The sequence below is a fragment of the Arcicella sp. GW458-12-2-14-TSB2 genome (assembly GCF_059423785.1).
On the sequence record NZ_JBWKYN010000001.1, the window covers coordinates 12,916 to 32,470 of the forward strand.

General features: G+C 36.3%; 9 protein-coding genes. All 9 read right to left on the bottom strand.

Features of this window, described 5'->3' with window-relative positions; all coding sequences use genetic code 11:
- Positions 1–31: 31 nt before the first annotated feature.
- The 9 genes from AC07XN_RS00060 to AC07XN_RS00100 all read right to left on the bottom strand — a co-directional run bounded on the left by AC07XN_RS00060 (position 32) and on the right by AC07XN_RS00100 (position 19,175).
- Positions 32–3,349: an FG-GAP-like repeat-containing protein gene (locus AC07XN_RS00060; RefSeq protein WP_494741575.1), complete on the bottom strand. Its 3,318-nt coding sequence runs from the start codon at positions 3,347–3,349 to the stop codon at positions 32–34.
- 44 nt (positions 3,350–3,393) lie between these two features.
- Complete coding sequence (locus AC07XN_RS00065; protein WP_494741576.1) at positions 3,394–5,463, bottom strand: glycoside hydrolase family 97 protein; 2,070 nt, start codon at positions 5,461–5,463, stop codon at positions 3,394–3,396.
- Between the two features lie 143 nt (positions 5,464–5,606).
- Positions 5,607–8,855, bottom strand: a complete 3,249-nt coding sequence (locus AC07XN_RS00070) for a VCBS repeat-containing protein (protein WP_494741577.1) — start codon at positions 8,853–8,855, stop codon at positions 5,607–5,609.
- A gap of 82 nt (positions 8,856–8,937) precedes the next feature.
- Positions 8,938–10,077, bottom strand: a complete 1,140-nt coding sequence (locus tag AC07XN_RS00075; RefSeq protein WP_494741578.1) for a DUF4249 domain-containing protein — start codon at positions 10,075–10,077, stop codon at positions 8,938–8,940.
- Between the two features lie 186 nt (positions 10,078–10,263).
- Complete coding sequence (locus AC07XN_RS00080; protein ID WP_494741579.1) at positions 10,264–11,382, bottom strand: DUF4249 domain-containing protein; 1,119 nt, start codon at positions 11,380–11,382, stop codon at positions 10,264–10,266.
- Positions 11,383–11,399: 17 nt separating this feature from the next.
- Positions 11,400–13,799, bottom strand: coding sequence for a TonB-dependent receptor (locus AC07XN_RS00085; RefSeq protein WP_494741580.1), 2,400 nt, complete (start codon positions 13,797–13,799; stop codon positions 11,400–11,402).
- Positions 13,800–13,847: 48 nt separating this feature from the next.
- Positions 13,848–14,429 (bottom strand): hypothetical protein, encoded by a 582-nt coding sequence (locus AC07XN_RS00090; protein ID WP_494741581.1) that lies wholly within the window; start codon positions 14,427–14,429, stop codon positions 13,848–13,850.
- A gap of 90 nt (positions 14,430–14,519) precedes the next feature.
- On the bottom strand, positions 14,520–16,055 hold the full coding sequence (locus AC07XN_RS00095; protein ID WP_494741582.1) for a RagB/SusD family nutrient uptake outer membrane protein: 1,536 nt from the start codon (positions 16,053–16,055) through the stop codon (positions 14,520–14,522).
- An 84-nt stretch (positions 16,056–16,139) separates the two neighbouring features.
- On the bottom strand, positions 16,140–19,175 hold the full coding sequence (locus AC07XN_RS00100) for a SusC/RagA family TonB-linked outer membrane protein (protein WP_309914604.1): 3,036 nt from the start codon (positions 19,173–19,175) through the stop codon (positions 16,140–16,142).
- Positions 19,176–19,555 lie beyond the last annotated feature (380 nt).

The window sequence follows — 19,555 nt, forward strand, 5'->3', positions numbered from 1 at the left end:
ATCATTCTTGGATTTAGAATAGGGTAGCGAATTACTTAAATTTAAAAATCTTTGGCACATCATTATTCAACAACGTCAAGAAATTTACTTTACCCTTAATCTTGATAGGACTGATTTGTTTTACTTCTCCATTCATCACGAAACCGCTTTGTTGGTTTGTTAATGCCTTGAATTGTCCCTTGCCTTTGTTCAATAATACATTACCACGACTAGCATCAATCATCCCTAATTGCGGAATAAAACCTGTGTAATTACCTCCTAGCATAATATCTTGCAAACCATCCTGATTGATATCATAATACATTATCGCATTCACACATGACGTCTGAACTACTTCTGGTAATTCAACCAATGTAAACTGTCCCTTGCCATCATTAATCGCCACTGCCGATTTACAATACTTTACTGTTTTCACCAAGGCATTTTCCAATACATCGCTTGGGAATAAATCTGTAATAGCCTTTTTGGCATATTCGGAATGTCTCAAAATCTGTTTTTTCAAGGCTGGGAATTGCTCTGCCATTTCTCTTTTTAGAAACACGGGCTTATCTTTTCCTTCAATAGTTTTCGTCATAATTTTATCGACGGTACCATTGTTATCAAAATCTTTTACCCAAATTTTCAGCGGAGCATCTTGCGAAGCTTTTAAGGTGAAATTCTCGCCCATATTCCCCAATATCAAATCATTATCACCATCATTATCAATATCTGTCACTTTTAAAGCTCCCCAGAAACCTGTATATTCTTCTAGTCCTGTTGTTAATTTCTCTAGCTTTTTTCCTTTCAAGGTAAAAATCAGTGGAGACATCCAGTCGCCTACTACGATTAGTTCTTTCTTTTTATCTCCATTGACATCCTCCCAATAAGCATCCCGAATCATTCCTAATTCAGTCAATTCAGGATTAACTGCCTGAGCAATGTCTTTGAATCCTCCTTTTCCATCATTTTCATAGAAGAAACTCGGTGGGTTTTTACCATATTCCATTGGGTAACTTCTACTTCCTACAAACAAATCTAAGTCGCCATCCCCATCAAAATCATAAGGAGCAATCACGGCAGTATTAGTAGTATTTTGAGGAATCGCTCTGGAATTGAAGGTAAAATTCCCTTTGCCATCGTTTACATAAAGTTTGTCAATCAATTCTCTTTCGCCAAAATGTACTTCGTTTCCTCCACTTCCAACATATAAATCTAAATCGCCGTCTTTATCAGCATCAAAAAACAATACGGCTGTTTCTTCAAAATAGGCAAAATCATTAAATACTTTTTGAGGAGATTTCTTGAAACCAGCAGCAGTTTGAAGGTACAACTGACCCGCTTGGTCTTTTGCCCCGCAGATATATACATCTTCTAAGCCATCGCCATTTACGTCGCCAATGGTGGCTTTAGGGCCTTCTTTAGATAATAAGGCTGGCAAGTTTTTTTCTTGGTAAAAATCTACGTATTCGTCTTCCTGATGTTTATCAAAACTAGCATTGACTGCTTCAAAATATCCGGCAGGAATAATTCCTTTAGCTTTAGATTTTTCAATTTTAGCATCCTTGATAGAACAAGTAAGCAATTGGTCTACCTTCGGATTTTTCACAGTACTTACTCGTAAATCTGGCCAAGTGATTTTGATAGAGTCTATTTTAGTAATGTTCCCCAATCCAAAGGTTAAGTTATATTCTGTACTCGACTGAAAACCTCTTGAAGGAATCACTGAGCGAGTTTGCACCATTCCTTTCGTATAAACATCTGCTTTAGTACCTATTGCAAAAGTATTTTTCCCTTCTCCTTTAAAATTAAGTTTTAGGTAATGGCTTTTTTCAACTTTTTTGTCGGCATTATTTCTATAGACAAAACAAGGCATATTTACATTGTTCACTACTAGGTCTAAGTCGCCGTCATTATCCAAATCTGCATAGGTAGCACCATTTGAAAAGGACGGTTCAGCCAAACCAAACTCATCCCCTTTTTCTTCAAACTTCAAGGTTTTGGTATTATGGAAGAAATTATTGGGAATAGGGACCGAAGGCATTTTTTCAATAATGGTATTAATATTTTTCTTCACGCCACTGGCTTCCATCCCTTGAATCAATTCGTTGGCAAAGAAATCAATAAAATCTTGGTCTATTACATCATTATAAATTCCGTTGCATACATAAATATCGTTGTAACCATCGTTATCAGCATCAAACATCAAAGCACCCCAACTCCAATCGCTCCCTGCTACGCCCGCATAATTAGCGATTTCGCTAAAAGTACCGTCCTGATTATTCAATTGTAGACTATTCTGCTGAAACTGATTATAGAATCCTCTGTCTTTTTTCAGTTTAAACACATAGTGATTATCAAAAGAAGACGTCGTTTTCAAACGGTATTCTTCTCTTGGAAGCATATCTGTAGTAACAATTTCCGAGAAACCATCATTGTTTACATCAGCCATATCTGCACCCATCGATGCCAAGCTAATGTGTTTCATCCGTTGCTCTATTTCTTCTTTAAAAGTACCGTCATGCTGATTGATATAAAGGTAGTCTTTCTCATAAAAATCATTTGACACATAAATGTCGGGGTAATTATCATTGTTAGCATCACCAATGGTTACTCCCAGACCAAAGCCAATTAAACTACTATAAATACCTGCATCTTTGGAAACATCATGAAAATGTCCGTCATCATTACGCATCAACTTGTCTCCTCCGCCTTTCAAGAAATCTTTTACTGGCCAATCTTCCGCACGCATATCGCGGTTGTTGGCATAATTAAGGGTATTTACAGGAATAAAACTGTTGTTAAGAATATAACAGTCAAGGTCGCCGTCCATATCATAATCAAAGAAGGCAGCGTGGGTAGTATAACCGCCTTCGTCTAAGCCATATTTAGCCGCCGATTCTGTAAAAGTTAGGTTTCCATTGTTGATAAAAAGTGCATTTTTTTGCTGTTTCACAAACTTTTTTACCCCAGCATTACATACATAAATATCTAACAGACCATCATGGTTAATATCCACCATTACCACACCCGTATTCCATTTGTCGGCTTCTTCAATTCCTGCTTTGGCAGAAATATCTTCAAATTTAAACCCTCCCTTGTTGAGATATAATTTATTACTCCCCATGTTCGAAGTAAAAAATACATCTTGCAGTCCATCATTATTGATGTCGCCCACGGCTACACCTCCGCCATTATAGAAATTTCGGTAATTGAAAATATTAAATTCTTCGGTATTTTCGATTTTATTATTGAAACCAATTCCAGTGTCTTTCTCATCCATCAACTCGAACAAAGTATTTTTGTCTTTGCTTGAACAAGCAAGGCATAGGTATAAAAAAGTTATAAAAAATAGTCTTTGAAATATTCTCATTGATAATAATATTTATTGATATGTTAGTAAGTTAAACGCCCAACTTATTTGAATATACTGATTGCACAGCCTCCGCCTTTTGCTAAATTAATGCTTAATATACTATTGCTATCCACCACTACTTTTTCGATGATATAAGCCTCAGGATTAGTGTTCCAGTCGGCATTGGGTGCATCACGATAAATAATGGCTTGATACTTCGTTCCTTTGTCAAGGAAATTGAAGTTGATAGTTGCTTTATGGGTATTTTCATCACTTACAGCTCCTACAAACCAATTGTCTTTCCCTTTTTGTTTACGCGCAATCGTGATATAATCCCCTGGTTCTGCTTCCAGAATTTTAGTATCGTCCCAATCCACAGGTACATCTTTAATAAATTGTAATAAATCAGGATGAACATTGAAATTCTCAGGTAAATCGCCTGCCATTTGCAAAGGACTATACATGGTTACATATAAGGCCAATTGTTTGGCGATAGTCGTTCTTACCCTAGTTTTGCGTTCGGGTACAAACTGATTCAAGTGCATTCTAAAAAACCCTGGTGTATAATCCATCGGGCCACCCATCAGTCTGGTAAATGGCAAAATGGTTTCGTGTTCGGGTACTAAGCCTAAGGTTGGGGCATTATTAAACTCGTTCCCACGGGCGGCTTCATTAGCCAGCCAGTTTGGATATGTTCGATGCAAACCCGTAGGACGCACAGACTCGTGTGCCTCTAACATGATTTTATAATCTATCGCTTTGTCCGCTACTCTATTATAATGATTCACCATCCACTGACTATCATGGTGTTCCCCTCTCGGAATAATTTTACCTACATAGCCTGTTTTTACGGTATTGATGCCCTTTTCGTTCATCAACTGAAAGGCTTTGTCTATTCTTCGTTCATAGTTAGTAGCCGAACCTGATGTTTCATGATGCATAATTAGTTTTACGCCCTTTTGTTTAGCATAGGCTAGCAATTCGTCTAGGTTATAATCAGCGTATGGCGTTACAAAATCAAATACTTCTTCTTTCCAATTCCCAAACCAGTCTTCCCAACCTTCATTCCAGCCTTCTACCAAAACGCCATCAAAGCCGTTTTCTGATGCAAAGTCAATATATTTCTTCACATTAGCCGTATTAGCACCGTGTTTTCCACTGGATTTTTCCCAAGTCGCTTTTCCTACGTGCATTTCCCACCACATTCCAATAAATTTCTGTGGCTTTATCCAAGATGTATTTTCGATTTTAGAAGGCTCGTTCAGATTCAAAATCGTTTTGGATGCCAAAATATCTGTAGCCTTATCGCTGATAATGATGGTTCGCCAAGGGGTTTTGGCAGGCGTTTGCAAATACGCTTTGTTACCTACTGCATCAGGAGTAAGATGTGTCGAGAGTTTAAAATTCTTTCTATCAGCTAATAGATGCATTACTGGATAATTCACCAAAGCGGCCTCGTGTATGTTTACATAAACCCCTTCTGGCGTTTTCATCATCAAAGGTGTTTGGATAGCATTATCTGCTATTAATGATTGTAAGGCTATATCTTTTTCCTTATTCGCTGCCGCAAGTGCGTGTATATCACTAAACTTGGTGGTATTATACAAATATTCATTGGTATCATAGTCTCCCGGAATCCAGAAGGTTTTGTTGTTTCCTGCCAAATTAAACTGTGTTAATTCTTCGTCAACCACAAAATGTTTAAAATTAGCTTGTTCAGGAAATTCATAGCGAAACCCTACGCCATCATTAAACAGTCTGAACACTATTTGCACGAGTACATTACCAGCTTTAACGGCTTTCAGATTTAGTTTTACTTCTTTGTAATGATTAGTAATAGTTTTTACTTCACCCCAAACGGGTGTCCACGTATCATGATGCGTGGAGGTATCCACAGAAACTATGTTGAAATAATTAAGTAATAAAGCGGGTTTACTCAGCCTAAAACCTAGTGAAGAAGGCTTTATAATAGCATTATTTTTAAGGAGAACACTGTATGTAACTTCTCCGTTTTGCAGAAGCGTAACATTTAGTCTAAGGCGACTATCGGGCGAATTTACTTCGATTGATTTTTGTGCTAAGCCTATAAACGAGACGCAAAGCACCATCAGAAATGTGCCTAAATACTTCATTGAATATAATTTTATTATTGATAAAAATGGTTAATCTTCTAGCTTTAAGCTATGAGCTATGAGCTATGAGCTATGAGCGTTTTACTTTTTGTTTTTTTTCACTCTTACTGCTCTCTCATTGCTCATAGCTCAATGCTGACAGCTTATTGCTTAAATACTCTCAACTTATCGTTGTTTACGCCAACAAACAGAAATTTATCTACAGCTTTGGTTTCTCTAACATCGCCTCGTAAGTACAAACCTGATTTTGTAACGGGCAGGTTTGTAAAGCTAAAATTGCCTTTGTTCAACAAAACTACGCCATAATTGGCATCTACCTTACCAATTCTCAATCTAAATTTACTGTTGTTTCCTGCCAACAATAAATCTTTCTTTCCATCATGGTCAATATCTTCTATCGAAATAGCGTATACGGGTGCATATTGTGCTTGAAGCGGTAATTCATGAGCGACAAACGTACCTTTATTATTTTCAAGGACGATGGTTTTTAAATTAGCTATTTCCTTCTTATTAGCTTTTGCTAACTGATTGGCATCAAAGAAATCCTCCATTTTAGCTTCCGAGAACACTTGATAATTAGGAAACTTTTTCTTCAATGCAGGAATCTGCTCCGCCATTTCATCTCTTGAACAAGCTGGATACGGTTGCCCTTGAATATAATAATTCAAGAAGAAATCCATCGTTCCATTCTGGTCAAAATCATCATATATTAAAAAGGCTGGTTCCGCTTTCGATGCCCTTATTTGAGTATTTGTTCCAAGATTCCCCAGCACCAAATCTTCATCACCATCGTTGTCTAAATCTGCCTTTTCAATCCTGTAATTCCAACCAGAAGGTATGCCCAAACTTACCTGAGTAAAACGAAAGTTCTTGTTATTCTTTAATAATACTGGCGACATCCACTCTCCTACTACAATAATTTCGTCAAAACCATCTTTGTCAGTGTCTATCATCGTAGCATCTGTTACCAATCCTAAAACGCCTAAAGGTACTTTTGTAAAATGCGCCTTTCCATCATTTTTCAATAAGAAACTTTCTTCCTCTGTTGGAAATCTATTGGGTTTGATATGCCCACCTACAAATAAATCGACGTCGCCATCTTTATCAAAATCAGCGGCTTTTACACATGAGCTATTGGCTTGATCTTCAAAAGAGATGCTTTTGTGAAAATTTCCTTTCCCATCATTTATCCACAGCTCGTCGTTTTGTTCTTCATACTGAGCATTCCCATAATTGCCATTAGTAATGTATAAATCTGGAAATTTATCTCCGTTAAAATCTGCGATTACAGCATCCTGATTAAACTTTGGGGCAAGATTCGGCAATTCTTTTTTAGTAAAACTACCATTAGCATTTTGTAAGAAAAACGCCCCAACTTGAATCTTTGTCCCACAGATAAATACATCCTTTTTACCATCTGCATTCACATCTCCAACTGCCATTCTTGGTCCAGAATATGAATAATGCGTAGGCAACATTACCTGTCTATCAAAATTATTAATCGGATTTATCTCTGGGAAAAATACTGGCGATTCAGTCGCAGTGAATAAAACATTTTCTGTTGTTGATACTGTACTAGATGCCGTTACAGCATTTTTCTCCTCTACTACCAATGTTTGATTTACTACAGGATTTGTAATTTTCTGTGATTTGCCATTACTCCACACAATGGTTACTTCTAAAGGCTTTGTTGTTTCGGCTATGCCAAAAAGCAAATCCGTTATCACACTCGACTGAAAACCATGTGTCGCCGTAACTTCTTGAATCTGTACATTTTCTCCTGAACGAATGCTTACTTTAGCACCAATACCACAAGGATTTAGCACATTCCCTTTTAAGTGAATTTTCAAGAATTTAGCATTAGCATTTTCTTCAATGCTTTTGTTGTTGTAGATATGGGCTGTTTCATTCAAGTTATTCGTAATGATTTCTAAATCACCATCGTTATCCAAATCTGCATAAATTGCTCCGCTTGCTACTGTAGGCGTATCAAATCCCCAGTTTTGTTGCTCATTAGAAAAAGTCAGGTCATGGTTATTTCTAAAAATATAGTTCTTTGTTTGGCTCGTGGGCATTTGTTTTAAATGCTCTAGCAGTGGCTTTTTAATCCCATTTTCTTCTTGCTCGCTAAAGTATTTAATAAAATCGGCATTAGTATAGTCTTTCCCCAAACCATTACTCACGAAAATATCTTTGTAGCCGTCTAAATCAAAATCTGCCAAGAGCGTTCCCCAACTCCAATCGGTATTCGATATACCTGCTAATTGTCCTATTTCAGCAAATGCTCCATTGCCCAAATTCATTTGCAACATATTGCGCATATTCTCATGCCAAAAGCCATTTCTCAACTGTGCATCGTAGGTATTCCAACTATCCGACCATAATAATAATTTTTGGCGAGCATTGTCTTCTGGCAACATATCCAACGTAAAAATATCTGGCAATTCATCATTGTTTACATCGGCAATATCTACCCCCATCGCAGAATAGGCCGTATGCTCAATTCTATCTCGCAATTCGTCTTTAAAAGTGCCATCTTTCTGATTGATGTATAAGTAATCATCTTCTACATAATCGTTGGTCACATAAATATCTGGATAACCATCTTGATTCACATCCGCAACAGACACCCCTAAGCCAAATCCTAAAGGGTTGCCCTTGATACCTGTTTGGATAGAAACATCTGTAAAATGGGCTGCTTCCCCTAGTTTAGTATCATTTCTGAACAGTTTATCTCCTGCGTTTTCATCTCGTGCATTCCGCATTACAGCGGCCTCTTTGCGTTGATACCCACCTAAATTATGATTGATAAGAAAACAATCTAAATCACCATCCAAGTCATAGTCCAAAAAAGTAGCCTGCGTTGAATAGCCTGAATCGGCTAACCCATATTCCTCCGCTTTTTCCGTAAAAGTAAGGTTATGGTTATTAATAAAAAGTTGATTTTTGCGTAAGCTAGTCTCTCTAAGTCCAGAGTAACACACGTAAATATCTAGCCAACCATCGGCATTAATATCAACAATACTCACGCCTGTTTTCCAACCTCCTTTTCTTCCCATTACGCCCGCTTTGCTGGTAATATCTTCAAAACTTAGCTTATTATCTTTGGTAGTGTTGAGGTATAATTTATTGTCAACCTGATTGCCCGTAAAATACAAATCCGTTAATCCATCATTATTAAAATCTCCAGCAGCCACCCCACCACCATTATAAAAATATTCGTAATTCAAGATATTTTCCTTCTCAGATTCTTGAACATTATTAGCGAATTGTATGCCAATTTCTTCAGCATTTACTTGTTCAAAAAGTGTTTTATCTTTTTTACAAGCACTAAAAAATAGTAGACACAAACACCCTATCGTAAAGGAATATATATTCTTTTTTTTGTTCATATAAAATGTCAAGTATTTGTTTATCAGCACTGTTCTTTTCAACAGAACTGATTGCTAATGACTTAAAGCAATAGCTACTTAGTTATTCTTTAAAAGCCTCTGGCTCAGTCTTGGTTCTGTATTTTCCTTCTACACAATAGGCTTTAGGACCACTGATAGCACCTGGTGGAGGAGGCAACACCCTTCCTTGATAAACAACCAATACAGGCGAGTAATTTAAAGTGCCTATTTGTCTATCCACATAAATAATCTTTTCTTGTGAGCCAAACACCTGAAAAGCACCAAGGATTTTCTCATTTGGGTCGCTCAAGGAGACCATATTCGGACTAAATTGCGTTTCGGCTGGTACGTCAAAAAGCGTTCCAGAACCTTGGGTAACATCTTTGATACTCCTAAAATACCGAAACATCTTTTCAGAAATGGCTCGCTGTTCTATTTTCAGATAATAGATACTTTTATTGTTGTATGGCACACGTGCAATTGGATAATTGGTTACCTGCTGTCCATTCATCAATTTATCCGACAATATATTATACGTTTCATTGAACGAAATATCAAAACAGGTTTCATTACACCCATAATTTATCAACTCTGGAAAAGTTTGCCCTTGTGGAAAATTCTGTTCTATACTACATTTCTTAAGAGAATAGTCATAACCACGTTCGCAACTGGCACAAAAGACGGTACGTTCATAATGCGTCCATTTCCACTGATAATAATTATCAGCTTCGGGCGAATCCTTGAAATCAAGCGTTACATCAAATCCTACACTGCGGGCATCCGTTAATGGGTAATTATCTTTTACGCTAAATTGATACTTAACGGTATCAATGGCTGGTGCAGCTTTTAATATTTCAGGACTAGATTCATATTTTTTCCCATTGGACAAATTAATGTGTAAAGTATAAGCATTGCCCACAATGCCATGATAAGTAGCCGAAGTTACATAAATACCATTATCTGTTTCCGTGAGATTTTCTCTTCCTCCTTTATCATCTGTGATAAACACTTGTGCACTTTTTACAGGTACATTATCCACATTAATCGTAATGCTTGGCGACGAAAAAGAAAGTACTACTTTATGTGGTCCTTTTTGGTTCGACAGCGTAGCCTCTACCGTTAGAAAAGCCGCACTATCTATCTGTTCAAAGTCTCGTATTTCAGTAATACAAGACCAAAAACCCACTGAAAATAGTAAAAAATATATGATAAAACGCTTCATAACCATCATTTAAATTTGAAATTATAAGCTATAAGAAACCAAAGGACTTGTAAAAACGCGAACAATTGGCACCCTATTCCAAAGAGACATATTGTCTTTTTTCAACCTGCTACTGACTCAAAACCCATTGCTAAAAACTGATAACTCAAAGCTCATAGCTCGAATCTCATGGCTCAAGTCTCAAATCTACTCTTTAAAACCTTCAGGTTCGGTCTTAGTTCTGTACTTACTTTCTATGCAATAAGCTTTCGGGCTACTGCCCCCTGTTGGTATTGGTAACTCTCGTCCTCGATAAACTATCCGTACAGGTGAATAATCTGTTCTTTGTCTATTCACATAGATAATCTTTTCCTGTGAACCAAACACCTGAAACGCACCAAGAATTTTTTCATTAGAGTCACTCAAGGAAACCATATTCGGACTAAACTGGGTTTCGGCAGGTACGTCAAAAAGCGTTCCCGAACCTTGGGTAACATCCTTGATACTCCTAAAATATCGAAACATCTTTTCAGAAATGGCTCGCTGTTCTATCTTCAAATAATAGATACTCATACTACTATAGGGTACCCGCATAATAGGATAATTAACTACTTGCTGCCCATTCATCAATTTATCCGACAATATATTATACGTTTCGTTAAACGAAATATCAAAGCAAGGCTCCAAACAACCATAATTTATTAATTCTGGAAAAGTCTGTCCGTATGGATAATTTGGCTCTATGCTACATTTTTTTAGTGAATAGTCATAACCACGTTCACAACTAGCACAAAAGACAGTACGTTCATAATGCGTCCACTTCCATTGATAATAATCTGAGGTTTCGGGCGAGTCCTTGAAATCAAGCGTTACATCAAAGCCTACACTGCGAGCATCCGTTAATGGGTAATTATTATTTACATTAAATTGAGCCTTAATGCTATCAATAGTTGGAGCAGCTTTTAATATTTCAGGACTAGATTCATATTTTTTTCCATTAGGTAAATCAATGTGTAAAGTATAAGCATTGCCCATAATACCACGATAAGTAGCCGAAGTTACATAAATGCCTTTATCCATTTCCGTGAGATTTTCTCGTCCTCCTTTATCGTCTGTGATAAACACATGTGCATTTTTAACTGGGACATTCTCAACATTGATTGTGATACTGGGCGATGAAAAAGAAAGTATTACTTTATGTGGTCCTTTTTGGTTCGAAAGCGTAGCTTCTACTGACAGGAAAGCGGCACTATCTATTTGTTCAAAGTCTCGAACTTCGGTAATACAAGACCAAAAGCCCACTGAGAACAGTAAAAAATAGAGCATAAGACGCTTTACAATTTTCATTTAAATTTGAAATTATAAGCTAATGAAACCAAAGGACTCGCAAAAACACTTAGCTGATATACCTTTGTTCCGTCTTTACCATTGGTAAAAAATACAGAATAAGGGTTCGAACGTCCGTAAATATTATATACTGTAAAAATCCAACTTCCCTCCCACCGTTTCTCTTTCATACTTGGGTTGGTAATCGTCCAAGAAAAATCTAGGCGATGATAATCAGGAATTCTATCATTATTTCTACTCAAATACAAAGGCAACTGTTGACCGTCGAGCGTATAAGTACCTGCTGGTGACGAAAACGGTCGGCCAGTATTATAGGCAAAAATAAACGAGAAACTATTGTGTTTATCAGGCGTGGCATTAAACACTATATTAACCGTATGGGGCTTATCATAATTGGCAGGATACCAATTACCTCCATTAATTCGCTGTTCTGGATATTGCCCCGTAGTTTGTATAAACGACCTCGCATAAGTATAACTAATCCACCCTGTTACCTCTCCTTTCTTTTTAGTAATCATCAATTCCGCACCATACGAACGCCCTTTACCTTTTAGTAGCTGTGTTTCCAAGGTTTGGTTCAACTGCAAATTCGCACCCGAAACATAATCTACTACATTGTTAATGTTACGAAAATAAGTTTCTAAAGATGCTTCCCAAACATTATCATTCCATGTTTTGAAGTATCCAATAGAAGCAAAATCGCTTATTTGTGGTAATACGTTTTCGTCAGAAATTTTCCAGCGAGAAGTGGGTAAAGGAGTGGTATTATTAGAAATCAAATGCAAAAACTGTTGCATTCTGTTATATCCAAACTTAAGGCTAGTAGTAGGGTTAAATACATACAGCATCGTTAATCTTGGTTCAAAACCTCCGTAGCTTTTGGCAACACCATTTTTTAGTTCTGTCGAAATCAGCGACACGGTAGATTTTGGTTCACCTTCCAGATACTTCCTTACTTCAATAGGCCCTATATTTAAAAACTGGGTATAACGCAAGCCATACTGAATGGTTAGTTTATCATTCAATTTGTATTCATCATCAGCATAAATGGCTAGTTCTAGGGCTTGCTCTTTTTCTAATTCAACTTTTGAGATTTTCGATACAATGTCTCTATTCAAGCTCCCAGGACTTAAATCATATCTAACAGTACTAAAGCCAACATTAGCTTTGTGTTTTTCATTAAAGGCATAATCGAGGTTGGCTTTGAAGTTTTGGTACTGGATACTGTTCTTTAAATCAATTCGGTTAACTGAATCAGGCGACTCGGTGGTAGTTTTATATTTACTAAAAGCAGCTATTAGTTCAAAACTTGCTTTAGGACTGATGTAATGATTCCATTTCAAAGATGCATTCTGATGTCCATATCTAAATTCTGATTCTTTGGCAATTACGTTTTCTAAGCTAAATAACGAATCAACTCGATAATAATCATGACTTAGGTAAGTCATCAACGAGATGGTATTGTTTTTATTAGGCTTATAAAATACCTTAGTAGCTATATCATAAAAATTGGCTCTGGTATTTTTGATGTTATCAGGGGCAAAGGCTTTGAACCAAAAATCATTATAAGATACCCGCCCTACTGCTAAAATAGATAGTTTGTTTTTTACGATTGGCACATCCAGCAATAATCTATTAGAGATTGGGCCTATTCCGCCTTCAATTTTAAATTTATCTAGGCTTGGGTCAAGCATTTTAATATCCAACACTGAGGCTGTTCTCCCCCCAAAACGAGCAGGTACTCCGCCTTTATATAGTTCTAATTCGCGAATACCGTCTGAAGCAAAAATTGAAAACAATCCAAAAAGATGCGTTGGGTTGAAAATGGGCGTATCGTCAATAAAAATCAAATTTTGGTCAACAGCTCCACCACGCACGTTCAAACCATTGGCTCCTTCCCCTACCGAAGACACCCCCGGCAAGGTTTGAAGGCTACGCAGAATATCTACTTCGCCCATCATAGCTGGAATCTTCTTGATACCTTTCATGCTGAGTAAAGAAACCCCCAACGAAGGTGTAAGAATATTTTTTCGGGTAGCAATACTAGATACGATAACTTCTTCTAATTGCTTAGTAACATCTTGAAGCTGTATATCAACTACTGTATTTTTATTAAGCTTAACATATAGTCTAAAAGGTTTATAGCCCAGATATGACACTTTCAACACATATTCGTCCTCAGGAATGCGAAGGAAATAATTACCCAGTGAGTCTGTTAAAATACCTGATTTCTTAAAATCTATCGAAATAATAGCCCCCACCAAAGGCTTACCTGTTAGGGCATCAGTTACATTTCCTTTTAATGAATATGCTTTTCTTTGTTGTGCTAGTAGCGTACATGAGAAAAGTATAAATATCAACAAAACAATAAACTTATTAGGCTTTGCTAAAATCATGTCTAAAACAATATTTAATATGCTTGACGATGAAAGGTTATAATCATTTTAGTAGTTACTGTAGAATGCTTTTTTCTCATCAATCTCTAAGAAATCAATTTTGGGGTTTTTACAAACTATCAATCCTTGAACATCATAAGTAGGGTGGTCAATATCAATTTTAGGATACTTCTTTGCTTTACCCTCAATTTTAATCACTATTTTTTCTTTTGTAAGTACTTTGAAAGTAATAGTTCCCTCTGACATCAAATAGCCTTCACCAAGTTTATTTATTTTATCCTTTATTCTACCAAACATCACGTTAGAGTAACTACTGGCTAATTTTATAGGTATTTTAATGGGTCTGCCTTTATACCAGTCTATCCCACTAAAATGTACCATGGTATTTCCTTCAAATTGATCAAAGAAATTGATTGTAAAAGAGCGTTCTACAATTTCTAAATGTCCGGTAAAAATACTCTCTGCATTATAGAAATTTGCTCCATTTAATTTAAAGATAAACTTAGATTGATTATTCTTTAATGATTGATAAATTTCTTCTTCTCTTTTATCAGCAGAACAAGCCATTAAAAAAAAGCAAGGAATGAATACTATAAATACTTTAGATAATAAATAAACACGTTTAATCATTCTATTTTAAAAATTTATTGACAGATGAGATTAATAAAAAAATGCTCGTATGTACGAGCATTTTTTTTATTGCATTAATATTCAAATCTTCTAGTAACCAAAGTTTTGCTTCAAGTTTGGATTGATTTCCAATTCTCTTTGAGGAATAGGGAATACAACACGGTAGTCAGGTGACGTAGCTGTACGGTTATCAACTGGTGCTAAGAATTTACCAAAACGAATCTGGTCATTTCTTCTCCAACCTTCCCAGTACATTTCACGTCCACGTTCTGCTAATAAAGAAGCTTCAGTTAAAGTAGTTAATGGGTCAACTCCACGAGTAGTTCTCAAGCTATTAACGATTGTTAAAGCTCCCGAAGTATTTCCACCTCTAAATAAAGCTTCTGCTTTCATCAATAAAACGTCAGCATAACGGAAGAACACGTAGTCATTTGCAGGAGAATCAATATCTGTGATATCTGGTGTATATTTAATTACACGGATACCTTGTCTCTCATTAGCATTTTTAAGGTCAACTTCAGGCGTGAAAATCAATGGTTTACCTTCTCTATCCAACAATGTTACTCCATTCAATCCATATTGCTGTCCAATCAAGAACCCAGCACGAACACCGCCTTTGTCAGTTAAGCCTGGAATCGCTGCTCCTACACGACTATCTTTTTTATCAAAACTGTTATAGAAATCAGCTAAAGTAGTAAAACCATTCCATCCACTAGGAATAGTACTATAGTGTGATGTCATATAATAACGGTTTCTTACAGATGAGTTATTTGTAAGACTCGCTCCTTTTTCGTTTTGGATTACAAAAATTAGCTCTTTTGACTTAGTACTATTGTCTGGATGAAAGTTATCAAAATAATTAGCCGCTAAAGTATATTTACCTGAATTAATGATAGCATCAGCATTAGTTACTACTGCATCCATATCTGCTTTAGCAAAAGTGAACGGACCAGCAGGTTTAGTTGGGTCTTGTGCAAATACTGCATTGTTCAAATATAATTTTGCCAAAAGGAAAGAAGCAGCTTCTTTAGTAGCAGTACCTGTATTAGTAGCAGTTGCGCTTGGTAAGTCACCCATAATTGATTGAACTTCTGCAATTATTTGTGCAGTAGCATCTTTACGGCTTAACCCTTTTGGTAAATCACCTGGCTTTGCTAAGTCTCTGAAAGCAACCTGACCAAATAAATCTACTGTATAAAACATGTAAAATGCACGCAAAAACTTAGCTTCAGCAACTTGAGCCTTTGTAGATTTAGTATTACCAATAACTTCATTTGCTAAGGCATGACCTCTGTTCAAGTTATTCCAAGCGTTCAATACGTCATCACTTTGGTTTGTCCAAGTATGTGTATGAAGGTTTCTCCATCTACCGTTATCATCCCAGTCCGCACCTCTGGTTGGGCCTTGCATCTCATCACTTGGATGCTCTGTTAATGCGTAGATAGCAGCTTGGTCAGTAAAAGTACCTAAACTATTATAAGCAGCTTTTAATGTCAAATCTGGTTGAACAGATGAAGCATCAGACACACGGTCAAGAACCACGTCATCTAAATTACTACATCCCATAGTTCCGCCCATTAATGCAATGACTAATGAAGGGATTAATATTTTTCTTATATTTTTCATTTTGATATTTCAGATTTTTTCAACTAAGTACTATTCAAACAATTTAATTAAACTATTTTGTTATGAATTGGCACTAAAATATTTCTAAAAATTAGCACTAAGACCAATAGTAAATGCTCTTGCTTTTGGATATGAAATATAATCAATACCTAAAGATGGAACACTGTTTCTAGCAGCGGCTGGGTTACTAATTTCTGGGTCTAATCCTGTATAGTTAGAAATCAATAATAGGTTCTGACCAGTCAATGAAATATTAAGCGATTTAGCATAGCTATTAGCTGGTAATTTCACTGTGTAACCTATTGACAAGTTAGATAAACGAATAAAATCAGATTTTTCTAAGAAGAACGTAGAAGGCACTGGAGCATCTCCATAAGCTTGACCAGTAGTACTTGAAATTGTCTGATATGTTACGTTATTTCCTTGTTTCAATGAAGCTCTGTTCAATACTGCGTTGGCAGTGTTGTTGTAAATATATCCACCCGACTGACCGTTGATGAAGATACTTGCATTCCAAGCACCATAAGTAAAGTTGTTAGTTAAACCCCAAGTCATAGTAGGGAATGGACTTCCTTTGTATGTTTTCTCAGCACCTAAAATAGTATTACCATTAGCATCATATCCTTTGAAATCCTGTAAGAAGAAACCATATAATGGATATCCTTGAGTAATTGGTTGAATATAAGCACCTGATAAACCTTGACCATACAAGTTACCTGTTTGGATAGTAGCAACGTCTAATCTAGCAACGTTGTTTTTCAAGAAAGTACTGTTAACCATTACCTCCCAATCTAATTTCTTACCTGATAAGATTTGGTAATTCAAGCTAAATTCAACCCCTGTGTTTCTGATATCGGCAGGGATATTGCTCCATCTCGTTGTTGCTACGTCTGGCTGAGGTGCAGCAAAAGGGAACAACAAGTTGTTTGTACTTTTGTTGAAATAATCAACTGTACCTGATAATTTACCTTTTAATAATGCGAAGTCAAGACCTACACCATAAGCAGTAGTTGTTTCCCATTTGATATCTGGGTTCGGAACGTTTTCTTTAGCTAAACCTCCAGAACCTGAGTTAGGTGCATAAGTAGCCAATGAAGTATTTGATGGGAACTCTTGGTTACCAGTGATACCATAACCTGTTCTTAATTTCAAATCAGAGAAAATCTCTTTCGGAACAAAAGATTCGTTAGATAAACGCCAAGCAGCACCAAAAGATGGGAAATAACCGTATTTGTTATTGATACCAAATTTAGATGAACCATCCACACGAAGCGTAGCTGTCAACAAATATTTGTCGTTGTATGAATAATTCGCACGACCGAAATAAGACTGCAAATCACTTTGTCCTTTTCCTGAACCACCAGAGAACGCTTTATTAGTACCACTGTTATCAACAAAGTTGATATTGTTTGTTAAATCAAACCCTTGTGGCGCTACAAAATAAAGTGCTTGAACATAATTGCTTTGGTTTTCGAATTTCTGATATGAGAAACCAGCAATCGCATCAATTTTTGATTTACCTACTACTGTTTTGTAATTCAAAGTATGTTCGATAGTAGTAGTAGTGATATAACGGTTAGCAATTCTAGCATAACCTTGGTTACCAGCAATACTGTTTGCAAAACCAATAGCACCTGGCTGAACAGCTGTTCTACTTACTGCATCTGAATTATCTAAACCAAAGTTAGCTTTGTAAGATAAATCTTTAGTAATATTCCATAATGCACTGAAGTTCATCAAAGTTCTTCCTGTATTAGCACCAATACTGATTTGATTTAATAAAGCAACTGGGTTACGGAAAGCAGGCGTACCATTTGTAAAGAATGAACCATCAGTGTTATAGATAGGATACGTAGGGTTTGTTTGAATCGCTCTACTGATTACGTTACCTTCAAAACCGATGTCACCACCAATCGCAGCACTTTTATCTTTGATTCTTGAAGTAGTCATTGCTACTGCTAAAACCACTTTGTTATCAAACAATTTGTGCGTAGCATTGATACGAGCCGTAAGCTTGTTCATTGCTGTACCTTTTACTGTTCCTTGTTGGTCGTTATAACCTAAAGAGAAGAAATAGTTAGTATTATCGTTTCCTCCACCATAACTCAAGTTATAGTTTTGTGTAATAGCTGTACGATATACTTCTTTCTGCCAGTCTGTAGTAGCACCACCATTAATCAATTTACTTGAAACATCTAAGCCAGCAGCTGTAGCATTTTTCAAGAAATCAGTTGGTGACATTACATCATAATTCTTGTAATTAGATGAAATTGAAGTATTTGCCGAGAAGTTTAAATTACTTTGTCCAGACTTTCCTTTTTTAGTTGTAATCAATACAACACCGTTTGCACCTCTAGAACCATAAATAGCTGCCGCAGAAGCATCTTTCAATACTGAGATATTTTCAATATCGTTAGGGTTGATAAAGTTCAATGGGTTTTTAGCGGCTGCATTACCGAAACCAGCACTACCGTCAGCACCATCTGTTGTACTTGAACCATCCAAAGGAATACCATCTACAACATATAATGGACCATTACCAGAACGGATTGAAGTGGTACCACGAATACGGATATTAATACCAGTACCTGGCTCACCACTGTTTGGTGTCATTTGAACACCCGCCGCACGACCTTGTAATAATTGTTCTGGAGAAGCGATAACACCTTTGTTGAAATCTTTAGAAGTTAAAGCTACAACACCACCAGTTGCATCCTTTTTAGTAGTTGTACCATAACCTACTACCACTACTTCGTCTAAAGCTTTAGTTTCAGAAACTAATTTTACGTTCACTTCAGTTTGGCTTCCTACTGCAATTTCTTGCTTTGCGAAACCCACAAAAGTAAATACCAATGTTGCATTGCTAGGCACAGAAATCTTATAAGCTCCGTTAACATCTGTTTGAGTACCTCTACTTGTACCTTTTACTGCAACTGATACACCTGGCAATCCTGAACCGTCTCCTGATTCTGTTACTTTACCAGTTATAGTTCTATCCTGAGCATTTACGCCCATAGATACAAACATAGCGACAGCCATCATGACTACTTTAACTAGCGAGTTTGATGCTGCACCTTGTCGCACAAAGCGACAGAACCATCTGTAAAAATGATTATTCATAAGGTTTTGTTAAGATTTTAAAATGGTTAATGAAATCCAGAGAAACTTTACAAAGTTTTATGACGAACGAAAGGAATGCTACCGAGTTAATAAAGTTTCAAAAAGAATGGATGTAAAATATGAAACTTTGGTATTTTCGCAATAAAAAATGTAAAATTGCTCTAATAAATCACTGCAAAGTAGAGGAAAAAGTTTCTATAATTTAATTTTTTTAGGAAAAAATTTAATTACCTCTTTTTTTATTTTTATAATAAAATTGTACTTATACCTATTTAAAAAACTTAACCAATATCACTGTCCTTGACAAAACTGTTCAAATAAAGTGCTTAAAGGCTATTTTGTTAAAAAATGTTAAATTTTCAATTGACATTCTATTAATG

Coding starts and splice junctions, on each gene's coding strand:
- AC07XN_RS00060 (WP_494741575.1), bottom strand. CDS start 3,349: ATGAGAATATTTCAAAGACTATTTTTTATAACTTTTTTATACCTATGC.
- AC07XN_RS00065 (WP_494741576.1), bottom strand. CDS start 5,463: ATGAAGTATTTAGGCACATTTCTGATGGTGCTTTGCGTCTCGTTTATA.
- AC07XN_RS00070 (WP_494741577.1), bottom strand. CDS start 8,855: ATGAACAAAAAAAAGAATATATATTCCTTTACGATAGGGTGTTTGTGT.
- AC07XN_RS00075 (WP_494741578.1), bottom strand. CDS start 10,077: ATGAAGCGTTTTATCATATATTTTTTACTATTTTCAGTGGGTTTTTGG.
- AC07XN_RS00080 (WP_494741579.1), bottom strand. CDS start 11,382: ATGCTCTATTTTTTACTGTTCTCAGTGGGCTTTTGGTCTTGTATTACC.
- AC07XN_RS00085 (WP_494741580.1), bottom strand. CDS start 13,799: ATGATTTTAGCAAAGCCTAATAAGTTTATTGTTTTGTTGATATTTATA.
- AC07XN_RS00090 (WP_494741581.1), bottom strand. CDS start 14,429: ATGATTAAACGTGTTTATTTATTATCTAAAGTATTTATAGTATTCATT.
- AC07XN_RS00095 (WP_494741582.1), bottom strand. CDS start 16,055: ATGAAAAATATAAGAAAAATATTAATCCCTTCATTAGTCATTGCATTA.
- AC07XN_RS00100 (WP_309914604.1), bottom strand. CDS start 19,175: ATGAATAATCATTTTTACAGATGGTTCTGTCGCTTTGTGCGACAAGGT.